Here is a 20,524-nt window from a genome sequence, read left to right as displayed (position 1 = left end):
CAGGGCGCGCAGCAGGGCCAGGACGGACGCGGAATCCCACATGTCGGACGCCTAACCCCCGGACGTCCACGCGCAACTCCCTTGCCGTTCACCGGAACCCATGGGTCTCGCAGGCCGTCTCGTACTCCGGGAAGCAACGGGAGGCGGGGCCATGGAGCGACGTACGTTCATCAGCACGACGGCGGCGGCGACGGCGGCCTTCGCGGCGGCGGGCTGCACCGGCTCCGACGGCGGCAGCAGCGGCAAGGGCGGCGGGACCTCCCGGAGCGCGAGCGGCCCGCGCTCCAGCGGTTCGAGCACCCCCATCCGCACGGCGAGCGCCGCCGCGTCCGCAGCGGCGAACCTCACCGCCCTCGCCAAGGACCTGGACGGCACCCTGGTCAAGCCGGGAGAGGCGAAGTGGGCGGCGGCCCGCCAGCTCTACAACACGCGCTACGACAGCCTGAAGCCGACGGCGGTCGCGTACGTGGCGAACCCGGACGACATCCGCACGACCCTGACCTACGCCCGCGCCCACGACGTCCCGGTCTCCATACGCAACGGCGGCCATTCCTACGGGGGTTGGTCGTCCGGCACGGGCCGCCTGGTCATCGACGTGTCGAAGCTGAACAAGACGCGCGCCAGTGGTTCGACGGCGACGGTCGGCGCGGGCGCGAAGCTGATCGACGTCTACCGCGCGCTCGCGGCGAAGGGCGTGACGATCCCGGCGGGCTCCTGCCCGACGGTGGGCATCTCCGGCCTCACGCTGGGCGGCGGCCATGGCGTGGTGTCACGGGCGTACGGCCTGACCTGCGACAGCCTGACGTCGGCGACGCTGATCACGGCGGACGGCAAGCAGCTGACGGCGAGCAAGAGCGAGAACAAGGACCTGTTCTGGGCGCTGCGTGGCGCGGGAAGCGGGAACTTCGGCGTGGTGACGGAGCTCCGCTTCCGCACGCACGCGGCCCCGCAGGGGGTCTCGGCGTACATGACCTGGCCCTGGTCGAAGGCGGCGGCGGTCATCAAGGCATGGCAGGAGTGGGGCCCCGACCAGCCGGACGAGATCTGGTCGTCGGCGCACCTGGCGAACTCGCCGGGCGGTACGCCCACGGTGTCGGTCGCGTGCTTCTCGCTCGGGACGTACGGGGAACTCCAGAACGCGGTGGACCGCCTCGCGGACAAGATCGGCACCCCGGCGCGCAGCGTCTCCCTCAAGCGGCGCTCGTACGAGGAGTCGATGGAGGTGTACGCGGGCTGCGCGTCCTTCTCGTCGGACGCCCAGTGCCACTTGCCCGGCGCGACGCCGGGGCGGAGCCCGCAGGGGGCGCTCAACCGCGAGACGTACGCCGCGAGTTCGGACTTCTTCGACCGCTCGCTGTCGGCGGCGGGGATCCGCGCGCTGCTCTCCCAGGTGGTGAACGTGACGGGCGCGAGCGCGGGCTCCATCGCACTGACCGCACTGGGGGGCGCGATCAACCGCGTCGACCCGACAGCCACGGCCTTCGTGCACCGCCGCTCGCGGATGCTGGCGCAGTACATCGCGGCGTGGCGGCCGGGTACGTCGGGGAAACCGGCACAGGCGTGGCTGAAAACGGCGCACGGGGCGATGGCTCGGTACGCATCGGGTGCGGCGTACCAGAACTACGCGGACCCGACGCTGTCGAACTGGCGTGAGGCTTACTACGGTTCGGCGGCGGGGCGGCTGAGGACCCTGAAGAAGCAGTACGACCCGGACCGCTTCTTCGACTTTCCCCAGGCTCTCTGACTTTCCCCCAGGCTCTCTGACTTTCCCCGGCGCTCCAGTGGCCCCGGGGCCCGCGGGCCTCTGGCTGGGTTCCGTCCCCCGGACGGCCGCCCCCGCAACCCGAACAGCCCACCCGCCACGCCCTCGGGTGGCCCACCCCCCAGGACAAGACTCCCCTGGGGATATGACCCCCCGAATAGCCAAAGCCGCAGCCGCCACAGCCACCCTCCTCGCCCTGGCCACCCCCACGGCCCACGCCGCCGCCTCAGAGGCAGAGCACCCCGAGGCGGGCCCCATGGCCATCGCCTCCGCGGGAGTCACCGCCGCCGCGGCGGCCACCGGCTGGTGGCTGCTGAAGCGGCGCCGCGAGGACGCTAAGCCGCCAGATCCCGCTCATCCGGACCAGAGGACGACGCCGACGCCGGCGCCGAAGGCGAAGCCGGCGTCGAGGACCGAGGCAGCTCCGCCACCGCCTCCTCCTCCCGCGGACCGGCCCACACCAGCGACCGGCCCCGCCCAGTCCGCCCGACAGCCCTGGCCACAGGCGTGAGCACAGCCATCGCCAGCGGCGAGAGCAGCAGCGCGACAGCCGTCCCGAGCGCGAATCCGCCCACGACGTCCGTCGGATAGTGCACGCCCATAAAGACCCGGCAGAAGCCTTCGAGCAAGGCGAGGGCGATGCCGACGAGACCGAACTTCCGGTTGGCCACGAAAAGGCCGACGCCCAGAGCCATCGCGAGCGTCGCGTGATCGCTCACGAAGGAGAAATCGGTCTTTCCGTGTACGAGGACCTCCAGGCCGTCGTGGTCCTTGAAAGGCCGCCGCCTCTCCACGAATCCACGGATCGGCACATTCACCAGGACGGCGAGCCCGGCCGCCAATGGCGCCCACACGACAGAGGCGACAGAAGAAGCGGCGTCATCCAGCGTCCCGCGCTTTCTCTGGCCCCACCAGCACCAGATGACCAGCAGAACGAGCGCGAGCAGCAGTCCGTACTCGCCGACGAATGCCATCGACTTTGTCAGCCAGTCCGGGGATTCCTCAGCCAGACCGTTGATGTCGTAGAGCAGGCTGACGTCGGGGTTCGACCCAGTTGTGTCGAGTCCAGCCATGGTGCTGCGGCCCCTTGTCTTCTCGCCTCGGACGCACCTTGCCGTGCGCCCTTCCACCAACCCCCGTGGTCAGTACTGCCGTCACAGCCAAGGGAACGTGTGGTCCCCTCCACTACGTTCCACCCTCCACCGAATGATCACTGAGACGTTACCGAAGAGAGACTCATCACCGCAGCTCAGAGAAGTGTACTGACGGAGAGTTCAAGCCACATCACCCCCCGCGCACGGGGCTCGCGCGCGGATCGCACGCGGCTCGCGGGGTGTGACTCGCAGCCGCTGTCAGGCCGCCGAAAGCTTGTCGGGCACGGCATTCGCCCCGTCCTCGGTGACGCGAGTCGCGCCAAAATAATCCGGCGTATCGATCGGGTCGAACCGGATCACCGCACCGGCCCGCGGGGCATTGATCATGTAGCCCCCACCCACATAGATCCCGACATGCCGGATGGCGCGGGAATTGGTGAGGTCGTCCGAGAAGAACACCAGGTCACCCGGGAGCAGTTCATCCCGTTTCGGATGTGGCCCGGCGTTGTACTGGTCGTTCGCGACGCGCGGCAGATCGATGTCCACGCTGCGATAGGCGGCGAGAGTGAGACCGGAGCAGTCGAAGCGGCCGCCCTGTTCGGGGGTTCCATTGCCGCCCCACAGATACAGCGTGCCGAGCTTCTTCTGCGCGTAGTAGATGGCTCCTGCCGCCTGCTGCGACGGCTGCACCCTGCCGGTGGGCTTGGCGAAGCTCTTCTCCAGGTCCGTGATGGTCTTCACGTAATTCTGGGTCTCGCGATAAGGCGGTACGCCGCCGTACTTGATGACGGCGTAGGCGCCCGCGTTGTACGCGGCGAGCATGTTCTTCGTCGGGCTTCCGGGGGCGTCCTTCACATAACCGGCGAGTTTGCAGTCGTACGAGGCGGCGGACGGGATGGCGTCCTTCGGATCCCACACGTCGCGATCGCCGTCGCCGTCACCGTCGAGCCCGTGCGTGGCCCAGGTCCCCGGGATGAATTGCGCTATCCCCTGCGCCTTGGCCGGGCTCTTCGCGTTCGGATTGAACCCGCTCTCCTGATACAGCTGCGCGGCGAGCAGGGCAGGGTTGATCGCCTTGCAGAGGTTTCCCCACTTCTGTACGAGGGGCTGATAGGTGGCGGGCACGGCGCCTTTCGCGAGCCCGACGTTCCCCTGCCCGGCGCCGCCCGCGATGCTCCCGGCGGCCATGAACGTCCCCACGACGAGCAGCGCGATGAAACTCATCGCCCCACCGATGCCGACGGCCGCGAGCAGCCACGCCTTACGCACCGTCAACCACCCCTCACCGCGCGGGAGTCCACCGCGCACTCAGTGTAGATGCGGCACCTGCGCCTTCGGGGGAGGCGGGCATACGGTTGTCGGAGGCATGGAAGCCTCCGTCCCCGGTGGGAAGCACCGACCCCACCCGCACGCCCCCCAAGGACCCGCACCGTGACTGACTCCACCCCCGCGCCCACTCCCCCGCCCACGCCCACGCCCGCACCTGAGGTCCCCACGGACCTCGACTGGATCCGTGCCGCCCCCGAGGGGGAGGAGGGGCCGGGCCCTTGGATCGAGATCGCGTACGGCCCGGCGGACGCCGTGTACCTCCGGGAGACCAGCGACCCCGAGAACGTGGTCACCACGACCCGGAAGAAGTGGGACGCCTTCGTACTGGGCGTACAGGCGGGCGAGTTCGACCACTTCGTGGAGGACGTGGACCCCCGCTGACCTCGCCCGCGCTGCCCGCCGCCATCCCACCCGACCGTCCCAGGCAAGGAACGTTCCCGCAGGTCAGACCCCTGGAATCGTTCCAGCGTCCCGGATGATCCGACGCTCCTTGCCCCCGCCGGGCCCCTCCCCTTTAGCTGTGATCACCACTGAACAGCAGCACCACTACGGGGGATCCCATGAAGCACACCCGCAAGGCCGTCGCCGCAGTCATCGGCCTCGTCGCCGCCCTCTCGCTCACCGCCTGCAACGGCGACGACAACGCGGCGGCGGACAGCAAGACCACCGCACCCGCCACGTCGCAGGACGAGGGCGGCAGCAACGGAGACGGCAGCAACGGGGGCTCCGGCACCGGAGAGGCGTCCGGCGGGAGCGAGGGTTCCGGCAGCGGGAAGACTTCGGGCGGCAGCGGATCCGCCGAGGGGACGGCCGCGGGCACCGGCGACAACAGCGACGGCAAGGTCGACATCTGCCGTACGGACGAGCTCGAAGTGAACGCCACGGACAACACCACGGACAAGACGGAAGGCGTCGTCACCGTCGTCTTCAAGAACGGCGGCGGCCGGGACTGCACCATCAAGGGCTACGCGGGCGTCGACCTGACGGCGTCCACCGGCGACACCCTCTCCGTGGAACGCAACGGCGAGCAGGCCGTGCCGGGGGTCCTGAAGGACGGCGAGTCCGCCGCCTTCAACATCACGTTCCCGTACAACAACACGGGCGGCTCCGGCGTCGGCATCACCAGCCTCGTCGTCACGCCCCCGAACGAGACCAAGCACGTCACCCTCGACTGGCCCGCGGGCACGCTCCCGGTCTCCGACGGCGAGAGCGCGGTCAAGCTGGAGATCAACCCGGTCGGAATCGTCAGCGACTCCCCGGCCGGCTGACACCCCGCGACTCCGCCACCTGCCACGACGGCCTTCCTGCCCGGGTGCGGTCCTGATGCCTCCCAGATCCCACTGGGAGGCATCAGTCGTTCCCAGATCACTGAGCAGCCGCGGGCGGCCTGTCCTGCCTGACACATGGAGGTTCGGCCTTCTATGACGCAAACGTCGCACCAGCGAAACCGCGTGACGTGACCGATCCGTCGAGCAACTTCATGAAATTCTCGAGTTACGCCTGCGAGGACTTCCAGGAGGACTGGAAGTACGGTGCGGAGCAGATCGCCGAGAACGTCAGCTTCGAGAACCCTCTGCTCGAGGCCGAAGCGATCACCCGCGCGACGGCTGGGCAGGGCTGAAGATCTTGGCCAGGTGGTAGTCGAGCGTGCCGCGTACGTCGTCCAGGGTGCGGCGCCCGTGCAGCACGTCCCCGCCGAGCCCCACCGCCGCGGCCACCAGTAGGTCCGCCTCGCGCTGGGCGTCCAGGCCCGGGGCCGTCTGGCCGCTCTCCTGGGCGGAGGCGATGAACCCGGCGACGAGTTCCTCCAGGGGGTGTTCGTCGCTCAGGAAGACCGCCGCGATGGCGGGGTCGGTGAGGCTGCGGGCGTAGTACGCGGAGAACACCCGCAACGCCATGGCCCGTTGGGCGTCCAGCGGCAGGAACTCGTCGAGCATCGCGCTCAGTACGCCGCGCAGGTTCGCGGGGTCGTAGTGGACGCGGGTCCTTGCCAGGCGTTCGTTCTCGCGGTGCAGCATGTGCAGGGCGGCGACCAGGAGTTGGTGCTTGCTGCCGAAGTGGTACTGCACCACCCTCAGCGACACCTCCGCCTCGGCCGCGATCTCCCGCATGCTCGCCGCGTCAAGGCCTCGCTCGGCCGCGATGCGCCACACCGCCTCGGCGATCTGGCGCCGCCTGCGCTGCCGGGCGTCGGACGTGGGCGCGGGGATCGCGACCGCCGGGACGGGCGGCCTCTTCCGCCGCCGGTAGGCCCTCGCCTGGCAGCTGCGGGAGCAGTAGAGAGCGGGGCGGCCACGCTTGCCCGCAGCGCCGATTCCGGCACGGCAGACCGTGCAGCGGCCATTCTTTTCGTCACGCACGCCTCCCACTATAGGACCTGGAATGTGTGACGTAATATAAGGAAATTCCCTTGCAGTGGCGGTTATTCTAAAACGCCGCTGATACGTTCGTAACGTGAAGTACGACACCCTGCAGATCCTCGGCGCGGTCCTCATGTGTTTCTCCGCGCAAGGCCTCATCCGACTGCTCATCGACCACGACGACACCGGCCTCCTCGGCCGGCTCCCCGGTGGCTTCGCGGTCCTCCTGACCGCCTACGTCGTGACGGTCGCCGCCGGCGTGCTCCTGACCGGCTGGTCCCACACCCGCGCGAAGGCGCTCGGCCGCCGCGACTAAGGGGTGCGCGGGCCCGTCGAAGGCTGCGCGCGCTGTTGACGGGTGTCCAACTTTCCCCGATCGTTGGGGAATTGGGCGCAAATCAAAGCGCTGCGTTGTGACGGCTGGGGGGAGCCGAACATGCAACCTGGGGACGAGCAGGTGCCTGGCCGGGGGCCCAACGAGGAATTCGGCCCGGGGCCACGCGACGCGGCATCTGGCCCGGAACCCAGCGACGCCATTCCTGGCCGGGGGCCCGACGACGCGATTGCTGGCCCAGGGCCCAACGACGCAGCTCGGAGCCAGAGGGCCAACGACGCGACACCTGGCCGGGTAGGCGAAGGGCACAACGCGGGGCCAGGTGAAGCGCCGCGCCCGACGCCAGGTGCCGCCCCGCCCGCCCGGGACCCGGGCGAGAGTCAGAGCCCCGGCCCCACGCCGGGCGCAGTCCCGGGCGCAGCCCCAGCCACTGCCCGGCCCGAGGTGCCCCCCGGCGGCCAGTTCGGGCCGCCGCCCCCGATGGTGCCGCCACCCTCGACACCGCAGCCACCCTCGACACCGCCGCCGCCCTCCGCAGCACCGGCGTCTCCGCCTGTGCCCCCCTCATCGCCCCCGCCACCCACAGCCCCGCCGCCCGCCTACGGCCCACCCGCAGGCCCACCCCCGGGCCCGCCCGCGCCTCCGCCCGCCCCCGACGCCCTGCGTGCCCTCTCCGCCGGGCTGCTCAACCTCACCGGTCTCGGCCTCGGTTACGTCCTCCTGAAGCGCTGGCTCCTGGCCGCCCTCTGCTGGGCCGCGACCGCCGCGCTCCTCTTCGTGGCGTTTCCCGCCGAGGTCGACGGCGTACCCGGCGGCGTACTCATCGGGTTCATCGCCTTCCTCGTCCTCGCCGCGGCCGACGGGGCCCGCCGCGCCCTCCGTACCCACCAGAGCTGGCCCCTGCGCGCGCCGCTCGCCGTCGGACTCGGGCTCGTCCTGCTCGCCGTCCCGGCCGGCGGCGTCATCGCGTACGACGTCGCGCGTGACGAAGCCGTCGAGGAGATGCTGCTCGCCCGGCTCGACGAGGCCGACAAGATCGTCACGGCCGCCGACGGCCGCACCTTCGACGCCGCCGAGGACGACTACCGCTCCGCCCTCGCCATCTACCGCGACCTCGGCGACGACCACCCGGGTTCCAAGGCCGCCAAGCGCGTGCCGGACAGCCTCACCGCGTACTACAAGTCCGTCGCCGCCCCTTACGACGAGCGCAAGTACTGCGACGCCCTCGAACCCCTGAAGTACCTCAGGACCCTCCCCGACTCCCTCGGCAAGGACCGCGTCGGCACCCTCGCCACCTGGCCCGACGACCGCCTCGCCACCTCCCTCTACGAATGCGGCAACCAAGGGCTCGGCAACAGCGGAACCGGCGGCGGGACCGGCGGCGGCGAGTTCGGCGAGCTCCTGCGGACCTTCCCCGACTCCGACCAGGCCGGGAAGGTCGAGCCCGCCATCCGCGACGCCATCGACGCGCGCTCCACGGACCTGAAGGGCTCCGACCCCTGCAAGGCCACCGACGAGCTCCGCAGCATCGGCTCCACCGCCGAGGCCCTTCCGGACGACGCGGGCGGCGGCCTCTCCGGCGACGCCGCGAGCGCGGTGGAGTCCGGGGTGTACGCGTGCGGCGTGGACGAGTTCAAGGACGGCAGGTTCGGGGACGCGGCCAAGACCCTCAACGACTTCACCCGGACCTACAAGAGCAACGGCAAGCGCGACCGCGCCAAGGACATCGCCATCGCCGCCGAGATCGCCGCGGCCCGCCCGTCCGCGGGCAGCAGCCTGCCGCCGACCAAGTCGCCTGGCGGCGCGAGGCTCACGTACGTCGTCGAGAACGGCGGCCCCGGCCCCCTCGAAGTCCTCTACACCGGCCCCACCACCGGCAGCCTCAAGCTCGCCTCGTGCGGCGGCTGCAAGACGTACACCAGCAAGGCCCAGGGCAAGAAGGCCTGCCTGGCGGGCAAGGGCCACCCCCAGAAGACGCTCCGCCTGCCCCCGGGCGACTACCACTTCCTCTACAAGCGCGGCGCCGGCGGCGTGGGGAGCGTCCGCAACAACGCCGAGGGCAGCAAGGTCCAGCCGGGCTACCGCTACACCGACTGCTCGTACGTCGTGACGGGCGGCGGCCTCGGGGACCTGGACGGCCTGGAAGGTCTGGACGGCCTCGAAGGTCTGGATGGCCTCGACGGCCTTACATGACCCATGATGTGAGTCTCCGTCACCGGACGAGGTCAGAATGAGACCTGGTCAGAGGGCACGCCGGGCCGTCATTGCCCGGCGTCACTCACCGTGATACACAGAGTGACCATACGTTTCAGCCAACGAATGACGCCAAGTCGACATGCACTGGCCCATTTGTCGGCGAGAATGAGCTGTCCTCTGCACTGCGGTAGGCAGAGGTGACAGAACAACCCACTAGGGGCGGTGAGTTACACATGCTTATGGCAGCCGAAAAGGGCGACATCACCACCATCATCGGCGGGATCGCCCCCGACTGGGGTCCCTTCGGGAGCCTGGGCAACGAGGCACGGGTGATGATCGAGGTCGTGATGGCGATCGCCATCCTCCTCTGCCTCGGCATTGCGATCTGGGGCGCGGCGAAGCAGCGCATCGGCGCGACGGCGCTGCGCGACACGTTCAGCGCCGAGCAGGGCAAGGGCCTGATCATCGCGGGCCTGACCGGCGTCTTCATCATCGGCTCGCTCGGCACGGTCTTCACCATCGTGTACGGCATGGCGGTCTAACCCCCGCCACCCACTTACGTCCCCGTTTCCCCTCCCCCTGTCCCCCTTCGACCCACCCATCCGTCGCGCCCACCGGCTGAGGTTGCAACTCCCTGATGTCGAGTCACCACACCGCGCCCGCGCGGGAACCAGCACGGCTACCGTCGTACGTGGCGGTTCACCGAGAGGTTGAGGGGGCGTACGCGGCATGAGTCTTGGCGACGAGCGGAACGACGGCCTCTACGGCGGCTCGGGCGAGACCCGGACGCGGCTCCCGGAGGGCGAGGGGGGCGGCCAGGACGGGTACGGCGGACCGCGCAGATCCGGCCGTTCTTCGTCACGGAGCCTCGTGACGGTGGTCGGTGTGGTGGTCCTCCTCATCGCGGCCATCGCGTTCGCCAACCGCGGCGGCGATGACTCCTCCGGAGGGGGTGGCGGGGACGGCGCGAAGCCGGGGGCGGATCCGACCGCCGCGACGGGCGAGAAGCCGGTCGACGGCAAGACCGGAGGGATTCCTTCCGGATACTCGAAGACCGAGCAGGGCGTACAGAGTGCGGCGTCCAACTACGCGGTGGCGCTGGTTTCGGCCGACATCCTCAAGCCTGCCCGCAGGTCCGAGATCGTGCGTCAGATCTTCGTCCCCGACAGAGTGGACGCGCTGGAGCAGCAGTTCAGCAAGACGTACTCCAAGACGTTTCTGGACAAGGTCGGCCTGGACGCCAATGGCAACCCCGCCCCCGGCGAGACCTACGTCTCGCGCACGCTGCCCGTCGGCACCAAGACAACGGCGTACGCGGACAGCTCGGCGACCGTGCAGGTCTGGTGCACCGGTGCCTTCGGCACGGCCGGGCAGAAGACGACGAACCCCGTCAGCAACGACTGGTTCACCATGACGTTCAAGCTCCGGTGGTCCGGCGGGGACTGGAAGGTCGAGCAGTACTCCTCGAAGGACGGCCCGGCGCCCGTGAACGGCGACAACAAGGTCTCCACGGCCGACGAGATCGCCAAGGCCGTGCAGGAGTACGGAGGGTTCACGTATGCCCGGTAGCCGACGTGCCCTGAAGATCACGGCCGCGGCTGCGGCCGTGCAGTCCGCGGCGATCCTGCTGGCCTCGCGTGCCTACGCGGCGCCCGAACCGGACGAGGACAACTGCGACCTCATCGTCGGGCCCGCCAAGAAGTACTGCGAAAAGGGCGAGGGCGGCGGAGGCGGCGGAAGCGACAGCAAGTACCCCACCGAGTCCCCCCTGGACTCCACCCTCGACCCCCTCTCCTCCCTGGCAAAGGGCTGCGCCGACGCCGCGTCCTGGACCGTCGACAAGCTCTCCGAAGCCGTGAAGAAGACCGCCGAGGTCGACTTCACGAACCCCAGCTTCCTCAAGCAGTACGCGGTCGTCTTCGCCGCGTCCACCATCCTCACCCTGCTCCTGTGGCTCCTCGCCGTCGCCAAGCGCGCAGTGCGCGGCGTCCCCCTCACCACGGCGCTGACCGAGGCCATCGGGTTCCTGTGGCTGACGGTCCTCGCCTCCGCCTTCACGCCGCTGATCCTCTACACGGTCGTCTCGGCGACGGACGGCGTCACGGACGTGATCGCGAAGGCGACGGGCGGTCAGACGGACACGTTCTTCGGGACGTTCTCCGGAGCGCTGAAGAAGGGCGAGGACATCGGCGGCGGGCCGATCATGCTGATCGTCGTCTCGCTCGTCTCGATCCTCGCCGCCGGCATCCTCTGGCTCGAACTCGTCATCCGGGCCGCCCTGCTCTACGTGGGCGCGCTGCTCGGCACCGTCGTATACGCGGGTCTCGTCGACAAGAACCTGTGGACGCACGTCCGCCGCTGGGCGGGGATCATGATCGCGGTGATCCTGGTGAAACCCATCATCGTGATCGTGCTCGGTCTCGCAGGAGCGCTCTCCGCCGATGACGGGCCCGACGCCTTCTCGGCGGTCGTCTCCGGTCTCTCGATCATCCTGCTCGCCATCTTCGCGAGCGCCATGATCTACCGCTTCGTCCCCGGCTTCGGCGACGAGATCGCGGGCTCCCGGAACAACCGCATCTCCCAGGGCGCCGAGAACCGCGCCGCGGCCGTCATCACCTCCCCCGCGTCCCTCGTCTCCCAGGGCATCAAGACCCACAGCTCCCGTGGAGGCGGCGGAGGAGGCGGCAACAACCAGTCGCGGCCCTCCAACCCGGCCAGCGGCGGCGTCGCCGCCCACAGCAGCCGCCCCAGCGGAGGCGGCGGCTCATCCAACGGCGGCGGATCTGTCCCCTCCGCCGCACCCCCGCCCCGGGGCAGCGCGACCAGCACTCCGCACGCGCGCAACCGCGGCGGCGCAGGAAACGGTTCCACTGGCAGTACCAAACGCACGGGAGGTGAAGGGCGTTGACGACCCAGTCCCACGTGTCGCATCCGGTCGCGCCCCGCCGCACATATCTGATCGGCCGCGCCCGGCCGAACGCGATCGTCGGCAAGAACCGGGAGACCGGTGAGATCGCGCTGATCATCGCCGGCGCCTTCGTCGGGATGATGTGCGGGCTCCTCGTCCCTGTCCTCTCCCTGCGCATCGTGCTGCTCATGGGCTTCCCGATGCTGGCGATCGCCGCGGTCTACGTCCCCTACAAGGGCCGCACGTTCTTCAAGTGGTTCGAGATCAACCGCAGCTACAAGCGCTCCCTGAAGCGCGGCACCGCCTACCGCTCCGCCACCCCCGAAGCGGGCATCCGCTTCGACGGCAAGGAGGTCGAGGTCGGCCCGCCCCCGGGCATCGGGCGCATCAGCTGGCTCGCCGCGCCCTTCGGTCCGGACGAGATCGCCGTGCTCCTGCACGCCGACCGGCGGACCGTCACCGCCGCCATCGAGATCGAGGGACCGGGCGTCGGCCTGCGCGACTCCGAGGACCAGGAGGCCCTCGTCGACCGGTTCGGGACACTGCTCAAGCATGTCGCCAACGGCGACGGCTTCGTGACGCGCCTTCAGATCCTCGCGCGCACCCTCCCCGCCGACCCGGACGCCCACGCCAAGGACGTCAGCGTGCGGGGCGACGACCGGGCGCTGCCCTGGCTGCAGCAGTCGTACGAACAGCTCCAGTCGATGGTCTCCACCAGCAGCGAGCAGCACCGCGCCTATCTCGTGGCGTGCATGCACTACTCGCGCGACCTGGCCGCCGAGGCCCAGGCGATGGCACGCGCGAGCCGCCCGCACGGCGGGCGCAGGCTCGACAAGGACGCCGGTCTCGCGGTCGTCATGGCGCGCGAACTGACCGACATCTGCTCGCGGCTCCAGGAAGCCGACATTCGAGTGCGCCAGCCTCTCGGCCAGGGCCGTCTCTCCTCCCTCGTGCACTCCATGTACGACCCGGACCACCCCATCGACCACATCCAGGCGATGACCAAGCGCAACGCCTGGCCCGCCGAGCTCGACGCGATGGAGCCCACCTACCTCCAGGCCAAGACCCGCGAGTCCTCCACCCGCGCCCCCTGGTGCCACGCCACGGCCTGGGTGAAGGAGTGGCCGATGACCCCGGTCGGCGTCAACTTCCTCGCCCCGCTGCTCGTCCACACCCCGGACGTGATCCGCACGGTCGCGGTGACCATGGACCTCGAACCCACCGAGGTCGCCATCGAGCGCATGCTGACGGAGAAGACGAACGACGAGGCGGAGGCCAGCCGCCAGGCCAAGATGAACCGCACGGTCGACCCCCGTGACATCGCGTCGAACTCCCGTCTGGACCAGCGCGGCGAGGACCTGGCGAGCGGCGCGGCCGGCGTCAACCTCGTCGGCTACATCACCGTCTCGTCCCGTTCCCCCGAAGCCCTCGCGCGCGACAAGCGCACCATCCGGGCCTCGGCCGGGAAGTCGTATCTGAAGCTGGAGTGGTGCGACCGCGAGCACCACAGGGCCTTCGTCAATACGCTGCCGTTCGCGACCGGCATCCGACGCTAGAGGCGAGGGCTGCCAACATGCGGGATCCGCTGACCATCCTCACGGACGCCTTCACGTCCTTCCTGTTCGGGAAGGTGGAGACGACCCGACTCCCGGTGCGTACGTCGACGGGCCAGGCCCAGGCGGTCTACCTGCCGACGGCCGCCCCCGGCCTCGGCGACTCGGGCGTGATCATCGGGCGCGAGGTGTACTCCGGCAAGGGATACATCTACGACCCGTTCCAGCTCTACGGCCAGCAGCTCCCCGCCCCGCACTGGCTGGTGCTCGGCGAGTCGGGCAACGGCAAGTCGGCCCTGGAGAAGACGTACGTCCTGCGGCAGTTGAGGTTCAAGGACCGACAGGTCGTCGTCCTGGACGCGCAGGGCGAGGACGGCGTGGGCGAATGGAACCTCATCGCCCAGGAGCTGGGCATAACTCCCATCCGGCTCGACCCGACGGCCGCCCTGGACATGGGGATCCGCCTCAACCCGCTGGACCCCTCGATCACGACGACGGGTCAGCTCGCGCTCCTGAGGACCATCATCGAGGTCGCGATGGGGCACGGCCTCGACGAACGCTCGGGCTTCGCGCTCAAGGTCGCCCACGCATACGTGAACGAGACGATCGTGGAGCGGCAGCCGGTCCTGACGGACATCGTGGAGCAGCTGCGGCACCCGGAGCCGGAGTCCGCGGAAGCGATGAACGTCGCCATAGACGACGTACGGGCGTGGGGGCTGGACGTGGCCCTGGTCCTTGACCGCCTGGTCGACGGTGACCTGCGGGGCATGTTCGACGGGCCGACGACGGTGGGCATCGACCTGGACGCCCCGCTGATCGTCTTCGACCTCTCGCACATCGACCGGAACTCGATCGCGATGCCGATCCTGATGGCGATCGTGGGCGTCTGGCTGGAGCACACCTGGATCCGCCCGGACCGCAAGAAGCGCATCTTCCTGGTGGAGGAAGCGTGGCACATCATCAACTCCCCGTTCGTGGCACAGCTGTTCCAGCGGCTGTTGAAGTTCGGGCGGCGGCTCGGTCTGTCGTTCGTGGCGGTGGTGCACCACTTGAGCGACGTGGTGGACGGCGCGGCGGCCAAGGAAGCCGCCGCGATCCTGAAGATGGCGTCGACGAGGACGATCTACGCCCAGAAAGCGGACGAGGCGAGAGCGACGGGCCGGGTCCTCGGCCTGCCACGCTGGGCGGTGGAGATCATCCCCACCCTCACGCCCGGCATCGCGGTGTGGGACGTGAACGGCAATGTCCAGGTGGTCAAACACCTGATCACGGAGACCGAACGGCCCCTGGTCTTCACCGACCGCGCCATGACCGAATCGTCGGTGGAGGCGGCGGACCACCTGCTCGGCGACGACGCGCTACAGGCGGCGGAGCTGGAGGCGGAGGAACGGGCGGCGTACATGGAGCAGCAGATGAACGGTCCCTCGTCGTCGCGTTCCGGGGTGGCGTGAGGGATGGGTTACCGGGAGCCTGAGCCCGAGTACCGCGACCGGGGCGGACGGCGCGAGTCACGGGAGCGGGGCGTTCCCGACGGCCTCCTGGTGGGCGGCCTCGCCTTCGTGCTCGGCCTGACGGTCCTCGTCTGGTCGGCGACGGGCCTCGCGGGCCTGTTCTCGCACGGCTCCTGGCCCAAGAACGTCACCTTCGGCAATACGCCGGTGGCGATGCGGCACCTGGTACAGCAGCCGCACGACATCCCGGGCGCCTGGCCGGCCACCCCGGCAGCCGAACTCACGGGCTACGGCCTGGTCTGGGGCCTGGTGATCGGCCAGCTGATGGTGCTTGTGGTCCTGACGATCTTCGTGATGGGGACGGTCACGCGGTGGCGGGCGGTACGAAGGGCGAGGCGCGAGGCGCGCCTCACCCCGACTCCGGAGACCCACACTCCGGTCGAGGCGGCTCCCGCCGAGGGCGCCCGCCCCGTCGCTCCCGCAGCCGTCGTCCCGGCCGCGGGCAATCGTTCCGCAGGGCAATGGGGGTCCCCCCGCCCGAGCGCTGCCGAGAGTGGGGGAGGGTGGGCACAGCCCACACCGCCGAGCACCGATGAACAGGGCGTCAGGGCCGCCGAGGGTCCCCGCACCGAGACTCCGAGCACAGAGAAGCTGACGGTCCCCACCCCTCGTACGCCCCTGGTGCTGGGCCCCCAGGAAACCCGCAGACCCCTCGCAGCGGAGGCAATCCGGGACGCGGAGGGCGCAGCCCTGGTCCTCACCTCGGACCCCACCCTGTGGGAAGAGACCAAGGACGCCAGAGCGAAGCTCGGCCCCGTCCTGGTCTACGACCCGAGCCACCTCTGCGACACCCCGGCCCGCATGCACTGGTCCCCCACCACCAACTGCGAGGACAAAGCGGTGGCCGCCCAGCGAGCCACCGCCCTGCTGGCCGCCATAAGGCCCAGCGCCAAGCTGGACAGCACCGTCGCCGACACCGCCGAAACTCTCCTCCGCAGCTTCCTCCACGCGGCAGCGGTGGACGGCCGCCCCGTCAAACACGTACACCGCTGGGCCCAAGGGACCGGCGTCCAGGACGCGGTCCGCATCCTCCGCACGCACCAGAAGGCCGCCTCAGGGGCCGCAGGCGAGCTGGAGGCGGCGCTCACGGCGTACCCGGAACGCAGGGACATGGCCCAGGAGTTGACGGCACGCGCACTCTCCGCCCTTTTCACCCTGAACGTACGGGAATCGTGCACCCCAAACCGAACCGATGCCCTCACCCTGGATTCCTTCATCGATGAAGGGGGCACGCTTTTCGTGGTGGGTGAAGCCATCGAGGACCCCAAATCGCCCAAGGGGCCGGGCGCGATGCCCCTCCTCACGGCCCTCGCCTCAAGCGTGGTCGAGCACGGCCGGCGCATGGCCGAACGGTCATCCTCCGGTCGGCTCGACCCACCAATGACACTGGTCCTCGACGACGTGGCCGCCGTGGCCCCGCTCCCCCAGCTCCCGGAGCTCCTGTCCACCGGCGCGGACCGGGGCCTGCCCACCCTGGCCCTCCTCCGCTCCCGCGAACAGGCCCGCACGCGCTGGCCCCACGCGGAACTCCCCGGGTAGACCCCCTGCTCCAGAGGGACCCTCAGGGTTCCCGTCCTACCGCGGTACTATCCCCGCCGCCCACGTCCCGCCCCCGGTCCGACGCCCAGCGCCTCCGCGAGCGCCAACATCAGAAGCATGATTCGGGCATACGAACTCACCAAGCGCTACGGCGACAAGACCGTCGTGGAGGACCTGAGCTTCACCGTCCACCCCGGCACCGTCACCGGCTTCCTCGGGCCCAACGGCGCGGGCAAGTCGACCACCATGCGGATGCTCCTCGGCCTGGACGCCCCGACCCGGGGCCGTTCCACCGTCGGCGACCGGGCGTACGCGACGCACACCGCGCCCCTGCACGAGGTGGGCGCGCTGCTCGAGGCCAGGTCCGTCCATCCCGGCCGCACCGCCTTCCACCACCTGATGGCCCTGGCGCACACGCACGGCATCCCGCGCCGCCGCGTCGAGGAGGTCCTGGACCTGGTGGGCATCCACGAGGTCGCCCGCAAGCGTGTGAAGGGCTTCTCGCTCGGCATGGGCCAGCGCCTGGGCATCGCGGCAGCCCTGCTCGGCGACCCGGCCGTGATCATCCTCGACGAGCCGGTCAACGGACTCGACCCCGAGGGCGTCCTGTGGATCCGCAACCTCCTCAAGTCCCTTGCCGAAGAAGGCCGTACGGTCCTCGTCTCCTCGCACCTCATGAGCGAGATGGCGCTGACCGCCGAGCACCTGATCATCATCGGGCGCGGCAGGCTCCTCGCGGACACGACGGTCGAGACGTTCGTACGCGAGTCGGGCACCGGCTCCGTCAAGGTCGTCACCCCCGATGCGGGCCAGCTGGGCAAGCTGCTCGCCGCGCCCGGCGTACAGATCACGAGTGACGCCCCGGGCGTCCTCGACGTACGCGGCACGGACGGCGAGCACATCGGCCGCACGGCGGCACAGCACGGCATCCCCCTCTTCGAACTCACCCCGCAGACCGCCTCGTTGGAGCAGGCGTTCATGGACCTGACGCGGGACTCGGTCGAGTACGTCGCGTCGGTGTCCCCCGGCGTACCGGAAGGAGCAACGGCATGAGCACCGCGACGGAAACCACCCCCACGGCGACCACCTCCAGGGCAACCGCCCCCTATCACCTGACCTCCCGCGGAATCCTCCGCTCCGAGTGGCACAAGCTGTGGACGCTCCGCTCGACCTGGATCATGCTCGCCCTCGCGAGCGTCTTCACCGTCGCCCTCGGCATGATCGTCGCCGCCACCTACACGGCCAACCCCGGCGACCAGATCGACCCGGTCACCTACGCCCTGCTCGGCACCCAGGTCGGCCAGGTCGCGATCGCGGTACTCGGCATCCTCATCACCGCGGGCGAGTACTCGACGGGCATGGTGCGCGCCACGATGACGGCGGTGCCGCGCCGCCTGCCCGTGCTCCGGGCGAAGACCGCCGTGTTCGGCACGGTCGCGCTCGGGACGCTGCTCGTCACCGACTTCCTCACGTTCCCGCTGGCCCAGATGTTCCTCGGCGGCACGGACCTGGAGGCGTCGCTCGGCGACCCCGGCATCGCACGCGCCGTGGCGGGATCCGCAGCGGGAACCGCCCTCATCGGCGTCATCGTGCTCGGCCTCGGCTCCGCCCTGCGCAGCGTCCCGGGTGCGATCGGCGCGTACGTCGGCGGCCTGATCCTCCTGCCGCAGCTCGCCACGATGATCCCGAACGACACGGTGCAGGACCTCCTGAACTACTTCCCCCTGCCGGCCGCCGAGTCCCTTGCGGCGGTGCAGACCTCGTCCGGCGACCTCTCGCCCGGCGCGGGTCTGCTGACGCTGTGCGTGTGGGCGGTGGCGTCCCTGGCAGCGGCGGCGCATCTCCTGAAGCGCCGGGACGTATGAGCGGCTCTCGTACGAGGATGAGGCCGTGACCCCACCGCCGAGCCCCCTGAACCAGGGTGCCCCGGACCCCGACTGGTCCGCGGGCGCCCAGCCGCTGACCCGGTACGTCGAGCGAAGCGTCCAGTGGTTGCGCGCCTTCGACCGTCGGCACCCGCTGCCCTGGGACCTCCACCTGGCCGGCTTCTTCGTGTTCGCCGCGTTCATCGATCTTGTCGGCGGCGGCTGGCGGAACATCGCTCAGAACCCGGAGGTCCCTGCCTGGCTCCTGTACGCGATCACGCTGGCCGTCACGGTGCCGCTCCTGTGGCGCCGCACCCATCCGCTCGCGGTCTACACCGTCATGCTTCTGGCGTCCCTGGCCAACAACTGGACGGGCGCCGTCCTTCAGGCCGAACTCACCCTGCTCATCGTCGTCTTCAACATCGCGGTACGGCTACCGCTGCGCACCCTCGTCTGGTCGTACGCGCTGCTCGTGCTACCGCCCGTGATCGGCCACCTCCGCCATCCGGACGGCGGCTGGGACCAGCAGGTGGTCCCGACGATGATGAGCTTCGCGATCGTCGCCCTGATGGGCATCGCGGTCCGCACCCGTCAGGAGTACACGGCATCGCTGGTGCAGCGTGCCAAGCAGCTCGAAGTCGAACGCGACCAGCAGGCACAACTCGCCACGAACGCCGAACGCACGCGTATCGCCCGCGAGATGCACGACATCATCGGCCACAACCTCTCGGTCATCACGACCCTCGCGGACGGCGGTTCGTACGCGGCCGCCAAGTCCCCGGAGCGCGCTGCCCAGGCCCTGACGGCCATCGGCACCACAAGCCGCCAGGCCCTGACGGAGCTGCGCCGCCTCCTGGACGTACTGCGCGAAGACCTCCCCGGGGACCCCCGTGAGGGCGCCGCTCTCGCTCCCCAGCCCGCTCTGACCGACCTGGACCAACTCATCGAGGGAGTACGGGCCGCGGGCCTTCCGGTACGCAGCACGGTGAGCGGCCGACCGGACCCACTACCGGCGGGCCGACAACTCGCGGTCTACCGCGTGGTGCAGGAGGCCCTCACCAACACCCTCAAGCACGGGGGTCCGGAGGCGACGGCCCGCGTGGAGGTCGTGTACGGCGATGACGGGGTGCGGGCGACCGTGACGGACACGGGTGTGGGCGGCGAAACGCCGTCGGTGGACTCCGGCGGCAGAGGTCTCACGGGAATGCGCGAGCGAACGGCCCTCTACGACGGGACACTTGAGGCAGGCCCGCTGCCGAGCCCGCCGGGCGGCTGGCACGTCGTACTCCATCTCCCCAAGGAATCCGCCCAGTGACGACCGTGCTCATCGTGGACGACCAGCCGATGCAACGCTTCGGCTTCCGCATGCTCCTGGAGAGCCAGGACGACATGAGGGTGGTGGGAGAGGCCGGCAACGGCAGCGAGGCCGTCCGTATGACGGCCGAACTCCACCCGGACGTCGCACTGATGGACATCCGCATGCCGGGCCTCGACGGCATCGAGGCCACGCGCCGCATCGTGGCAGCGGGCGACCGCACCCGCGTCCTGATCCTCACCACGTTCGACCTCGACGAGTACGCGTACGCGGGCCTGCGTGCGGGAGCCTCCGGCTTCCTCATCAAGGACGCCCTGCCGGAGGAGCTCCTCTCCGGCATCCGCGCGGTAGCCACGGGAGACGCGGTCGTGGCCCCCAGCCTGACCCGCCGCCTCCTCGACGCATACGCCGATCACTTGCCGACGCGGGCCGGCGAGGACGCCGACCCGTCCCGGGACGCGCGCCTGGCTGCGCTGACGGAAAGGGAGCGCGAGATCCTGACGGTCATCGGGCAGGGCTGGACGAATGCGGAGATCGCGGGGCGGCTGCATCTCGCGGAGTCGACCGTGAAGACGCATGTGGGACGCATTCTCGCCAAGACGGGGGCGAGGGATCGGGTGCAGGCGGTGATTCTGGCGTACGACACGAAATTGGTGAGGCCGACGTGAACGATGGAATCACCCCTAAACGCAGAAAACCCCCGCACCCAGAGGGTGCGGGGGTTTCCCGTCAATAATAGTTCGGCGGCGTCCTACTCT

General features: G+C 70.0%; 19 protein-coding genes. 16 read left to right on the top strand and 3 right to left on the bottom strand.

All coding sequences use genetic code 11. From position 1 onward, the window contains the following. The first annotated feature begins 151 nt into the window (after positions 1–151). Positions 152–1,744: an FAD-binding oxidoreductase gene (locus AC5P1C_RS32000; RefSeq protein ID WP_493869450.1), complete on the top strand. Its 1,593-nt coding sequence runs from the start codon at positions 152–154 to the stop codon at positions 1,742–1,744. Between the two features lie 353 nt (positions 1,745–2,097). Here AC5P1C_RS32000 and AC5P1C_RS31995 read toward each other — a convergent pair whose 3' ends face one another. Both AC5P1C_RS31995 and AC5P1C_RS31990 read right to left on the bottom strand, forming a co-directional pair. Beyond that, positions 2,098–2,835, bottom strand: a complete 738-nt coding sequence (locus tag AC5P1C_RS31995; RefSeq protein ID WP_493869449.1) for a phosphatase PAP2 family protein — start codon at positions 2,833–2,835, stop codon at positions 2,098–2,100. A gap of 279 nt (positions 2,836–3,114) precedes the next feature. Further along, positions 3,115–4,125: a C40 family peptidase gene (locus tag AC5P1C_RS31990; RefSeq protein WP_493869448.1), complete on the bottom strand. Its 1,011-nt coding sequence runs from the start codon at positions 4,123–4,125 to the stop codon at positions 3,115–3,117. 162 nt (positions 4,126–4,287) lie between these two features. On the opposite strand from AC5P1C_RS31990, the gene AC5P1C_RS31985 reads away from it, so the two are divergent. From AC5P1C_RS31985 to AC5P1C_RS31975, 3 genes are all read left to right on the top strand, one after another. Further along, entirely contained in the window at positions 4,288–4,566 is a 279-nt protein-coding gene (locus tag AC5P1C_RS31985) for a DUF397 domain-containing protein (protein WP_493869447.1), read from the top strand. Between the two features lie 179 nt (positions 4,567–4,745). Further along, positions 4,746–5,453, top strand: coding sequence for a DUF4232 domain-containing protein (locus tag AC5P1C_RS31980; RefSeq protein WP_493869446.1), 708 nt, complete (start codon positions 4,746–4,748; stop codon positions 5,451–5,453). Positions 5,454–5,665: 212 nt separating this feature from the next. Continuing rightward, positions 5,666–5,806 (top strand): hypothetical protein, encoded by a 141-nt coding sequence (locus tag AC5P1C_RS31975; protein ID WP_493869445.1) that lies wholly within the window; start codon positions 5,666–5,668, stop codon positions 5,804–5,806. Here AC5P1C_RS31975 and AC5P1C_RS31970 read toward each other — a convergent pair. Further along, a complete protein-coding gene (locus AC5P1C_RS31970) occupies positions 5,778–6,545 on the bottom strand; it encodes a TetR/AcrR family transcriptional regulator (RefSeq protein WP_493869444.1) in 768 nt (255 codons plus the stop codon). The genes AC5P1C_RS31975 and AC5P1C_RS31970 overlap by 29 nt on opposite strands. 94 nt (positions 6,546–6,639) lie before the next feature. Between AC5P1C_RS31970 and AC5P1C_RS31965 the strand changes: the two genes are divergently transcribed. The 12 genes from AC5P1C_RS31965 (at position 6,640) to AC5P1C_RS31910 (ending at position 20,434) form a co-directional block, all read left to right on the top strand. Further along, entirely contained in the window at positions 6,640–6,861 is a 222-nt protein-coding gene (locus AC5P1C_RS31965) for a hypothetical protein (RefSeq protein ID WP_493869443.1), read from the top strand. Positions 6,862–7,434: 573 nt separating this feature from the next. Beyond that, the gene (locus tag AC5P1C_RS31960) at positions 7,435–9,072 is read left to right on the top strand and encodes a hypothetical protein (protein ID WP_493869442.1); all 1,638 of its coding nucleotides are present in this window, start codon (positions 7,435–7,437) and stop codon (positions 9,070–9,072) included. Between the two features lie 236 nt (positions 9,073–9,308). Further along, a complete protein-coding gene (locus tag AC5P1C_RS31955; protein WP_160505898.1) occupies positions 9,309–9,617 on the top strand; it encodes a DUF8827 family protein in 309 nt (102 codons plus the stop codon). A gap of 187 nt (positions 9,618–9,804) precedes the next feature. Beyond that, on the top strand, positions 9,805–10,644 hold the full coding sequence (locus AC5P1C_RS31950; protein ID WP_493869441.1) for a DUF8175 domain-containg protein: 840 nt from the start codon (positions 9,805–9,807) through the stop codon (positions 10,642–10,644). Next, positions 10,634–11,983 carry a hypothetical protein gene (locus tag AC5P1C_RS31945; RefSeq protein WP_493869440.1) on the top strand — a complete coding sequence of 450 codons (1,350 nt, stop codon included), beginning with the start codon at positions 10,634–10,636 and terminating at the stop codon, positions 11,981–11,983. Before AC5P1C_RS31950 ends, AC5P1C_RS31945 begins: the two co-directional genes overlap by 11 nt. After that, positions 11,980–13,539 (top strand): SCO6880 family protein, encoded by a 1,560-nt coding sequence (locus AC5P1C_RS31940; RefSeq protein WP_493869439.1) that lies wholly within the window; start codon positions 11,980–11,982, stop codon positions 13,537–13,539. The genes AC5P1C_RS31945 and AC5P1C_RS31940 overlap by 4 nt, the downstream gene beginning before the upstream one ends. A gap of 17 nt (positions 13,540–13,556) precedes the next feature. Then, complete coding sequence (locus AC5P1C_RS31935) at positions 13,557–14,987, top strand: ATP-binding protein (RefSeq protein WP_493869438.1); 1,431 nt, start codon at positions 13,557–13,559, stop codon at positions 14,985–14,987. A gap of 3 nt (positions 14,988–14,990) precedes the next feature. Continuing rightward, positions 14,991–16,586 (top strand): type IV secretory system conjugative DNA transfer family protein, encoded by a 1,596-nt coding sequence (locus AC5P1C_RS31930; RefSeq protein WP_493869437.1) that lies wholly within the window; start codon positions 14,991–14,993, stop codon positions 16,584–16,586. Positions 16,587–16,703: 117 nt separating this feature from the next. After that, a complete protein-coding gene (locus AC5P1C_RS31925) occupies positions 16,704–17,639 on the top strand; it encodes an ABC transporter ATP-binding protein (protein ID WP_493869436.1) in 936 nt (311 codons plus the stop codon). After that, a complete protein-coding gene (locus AC5P1C_RS31920) occupies positions 17,636–18,451 on the top strand; it encodes an ABC transporter permease (RefSeq protein WP_493869435.1) in 816 nt (271 codons plus the stop codon). Before AC5P1C_RS31925 ends, AC5P1C_RS31920 begins: the two co-directional genes overlap by 4 nt. Before the next feature lie 25 nt (positions 18,452–18,476). Beyond that, positions 18,477–19,766, top strand: a complete 1,290-nt coding sequence (locus AC5P1C_RS31915; RefSeq protein WP_493869434.1) for a sensor histidine kinase — start codon at positions 18,477–18,479, stop codon at positions 19,764–19,766. Next, entirely contained in the window at positions 19,763–20,434 is a 672-nt protein-coding gene (locus AC5P1C_RS31910; protein WP_493869433.1) for a response regulator, read from the top strand. Before AC5P1C_RS31915 ends, AC5P1C_RS31910 begins: the two co-directional genes overlap by 4 nt. Positions 20,435–20,524 lie beyond the last annotated feature (90 nt).

The sequence above is a fragment of the Streptomyces sp. A18 genome (assembly GCF_059026065.1).
This window is presented reverse-complemented; position numbering and strand designations above follow the sequence as displayed.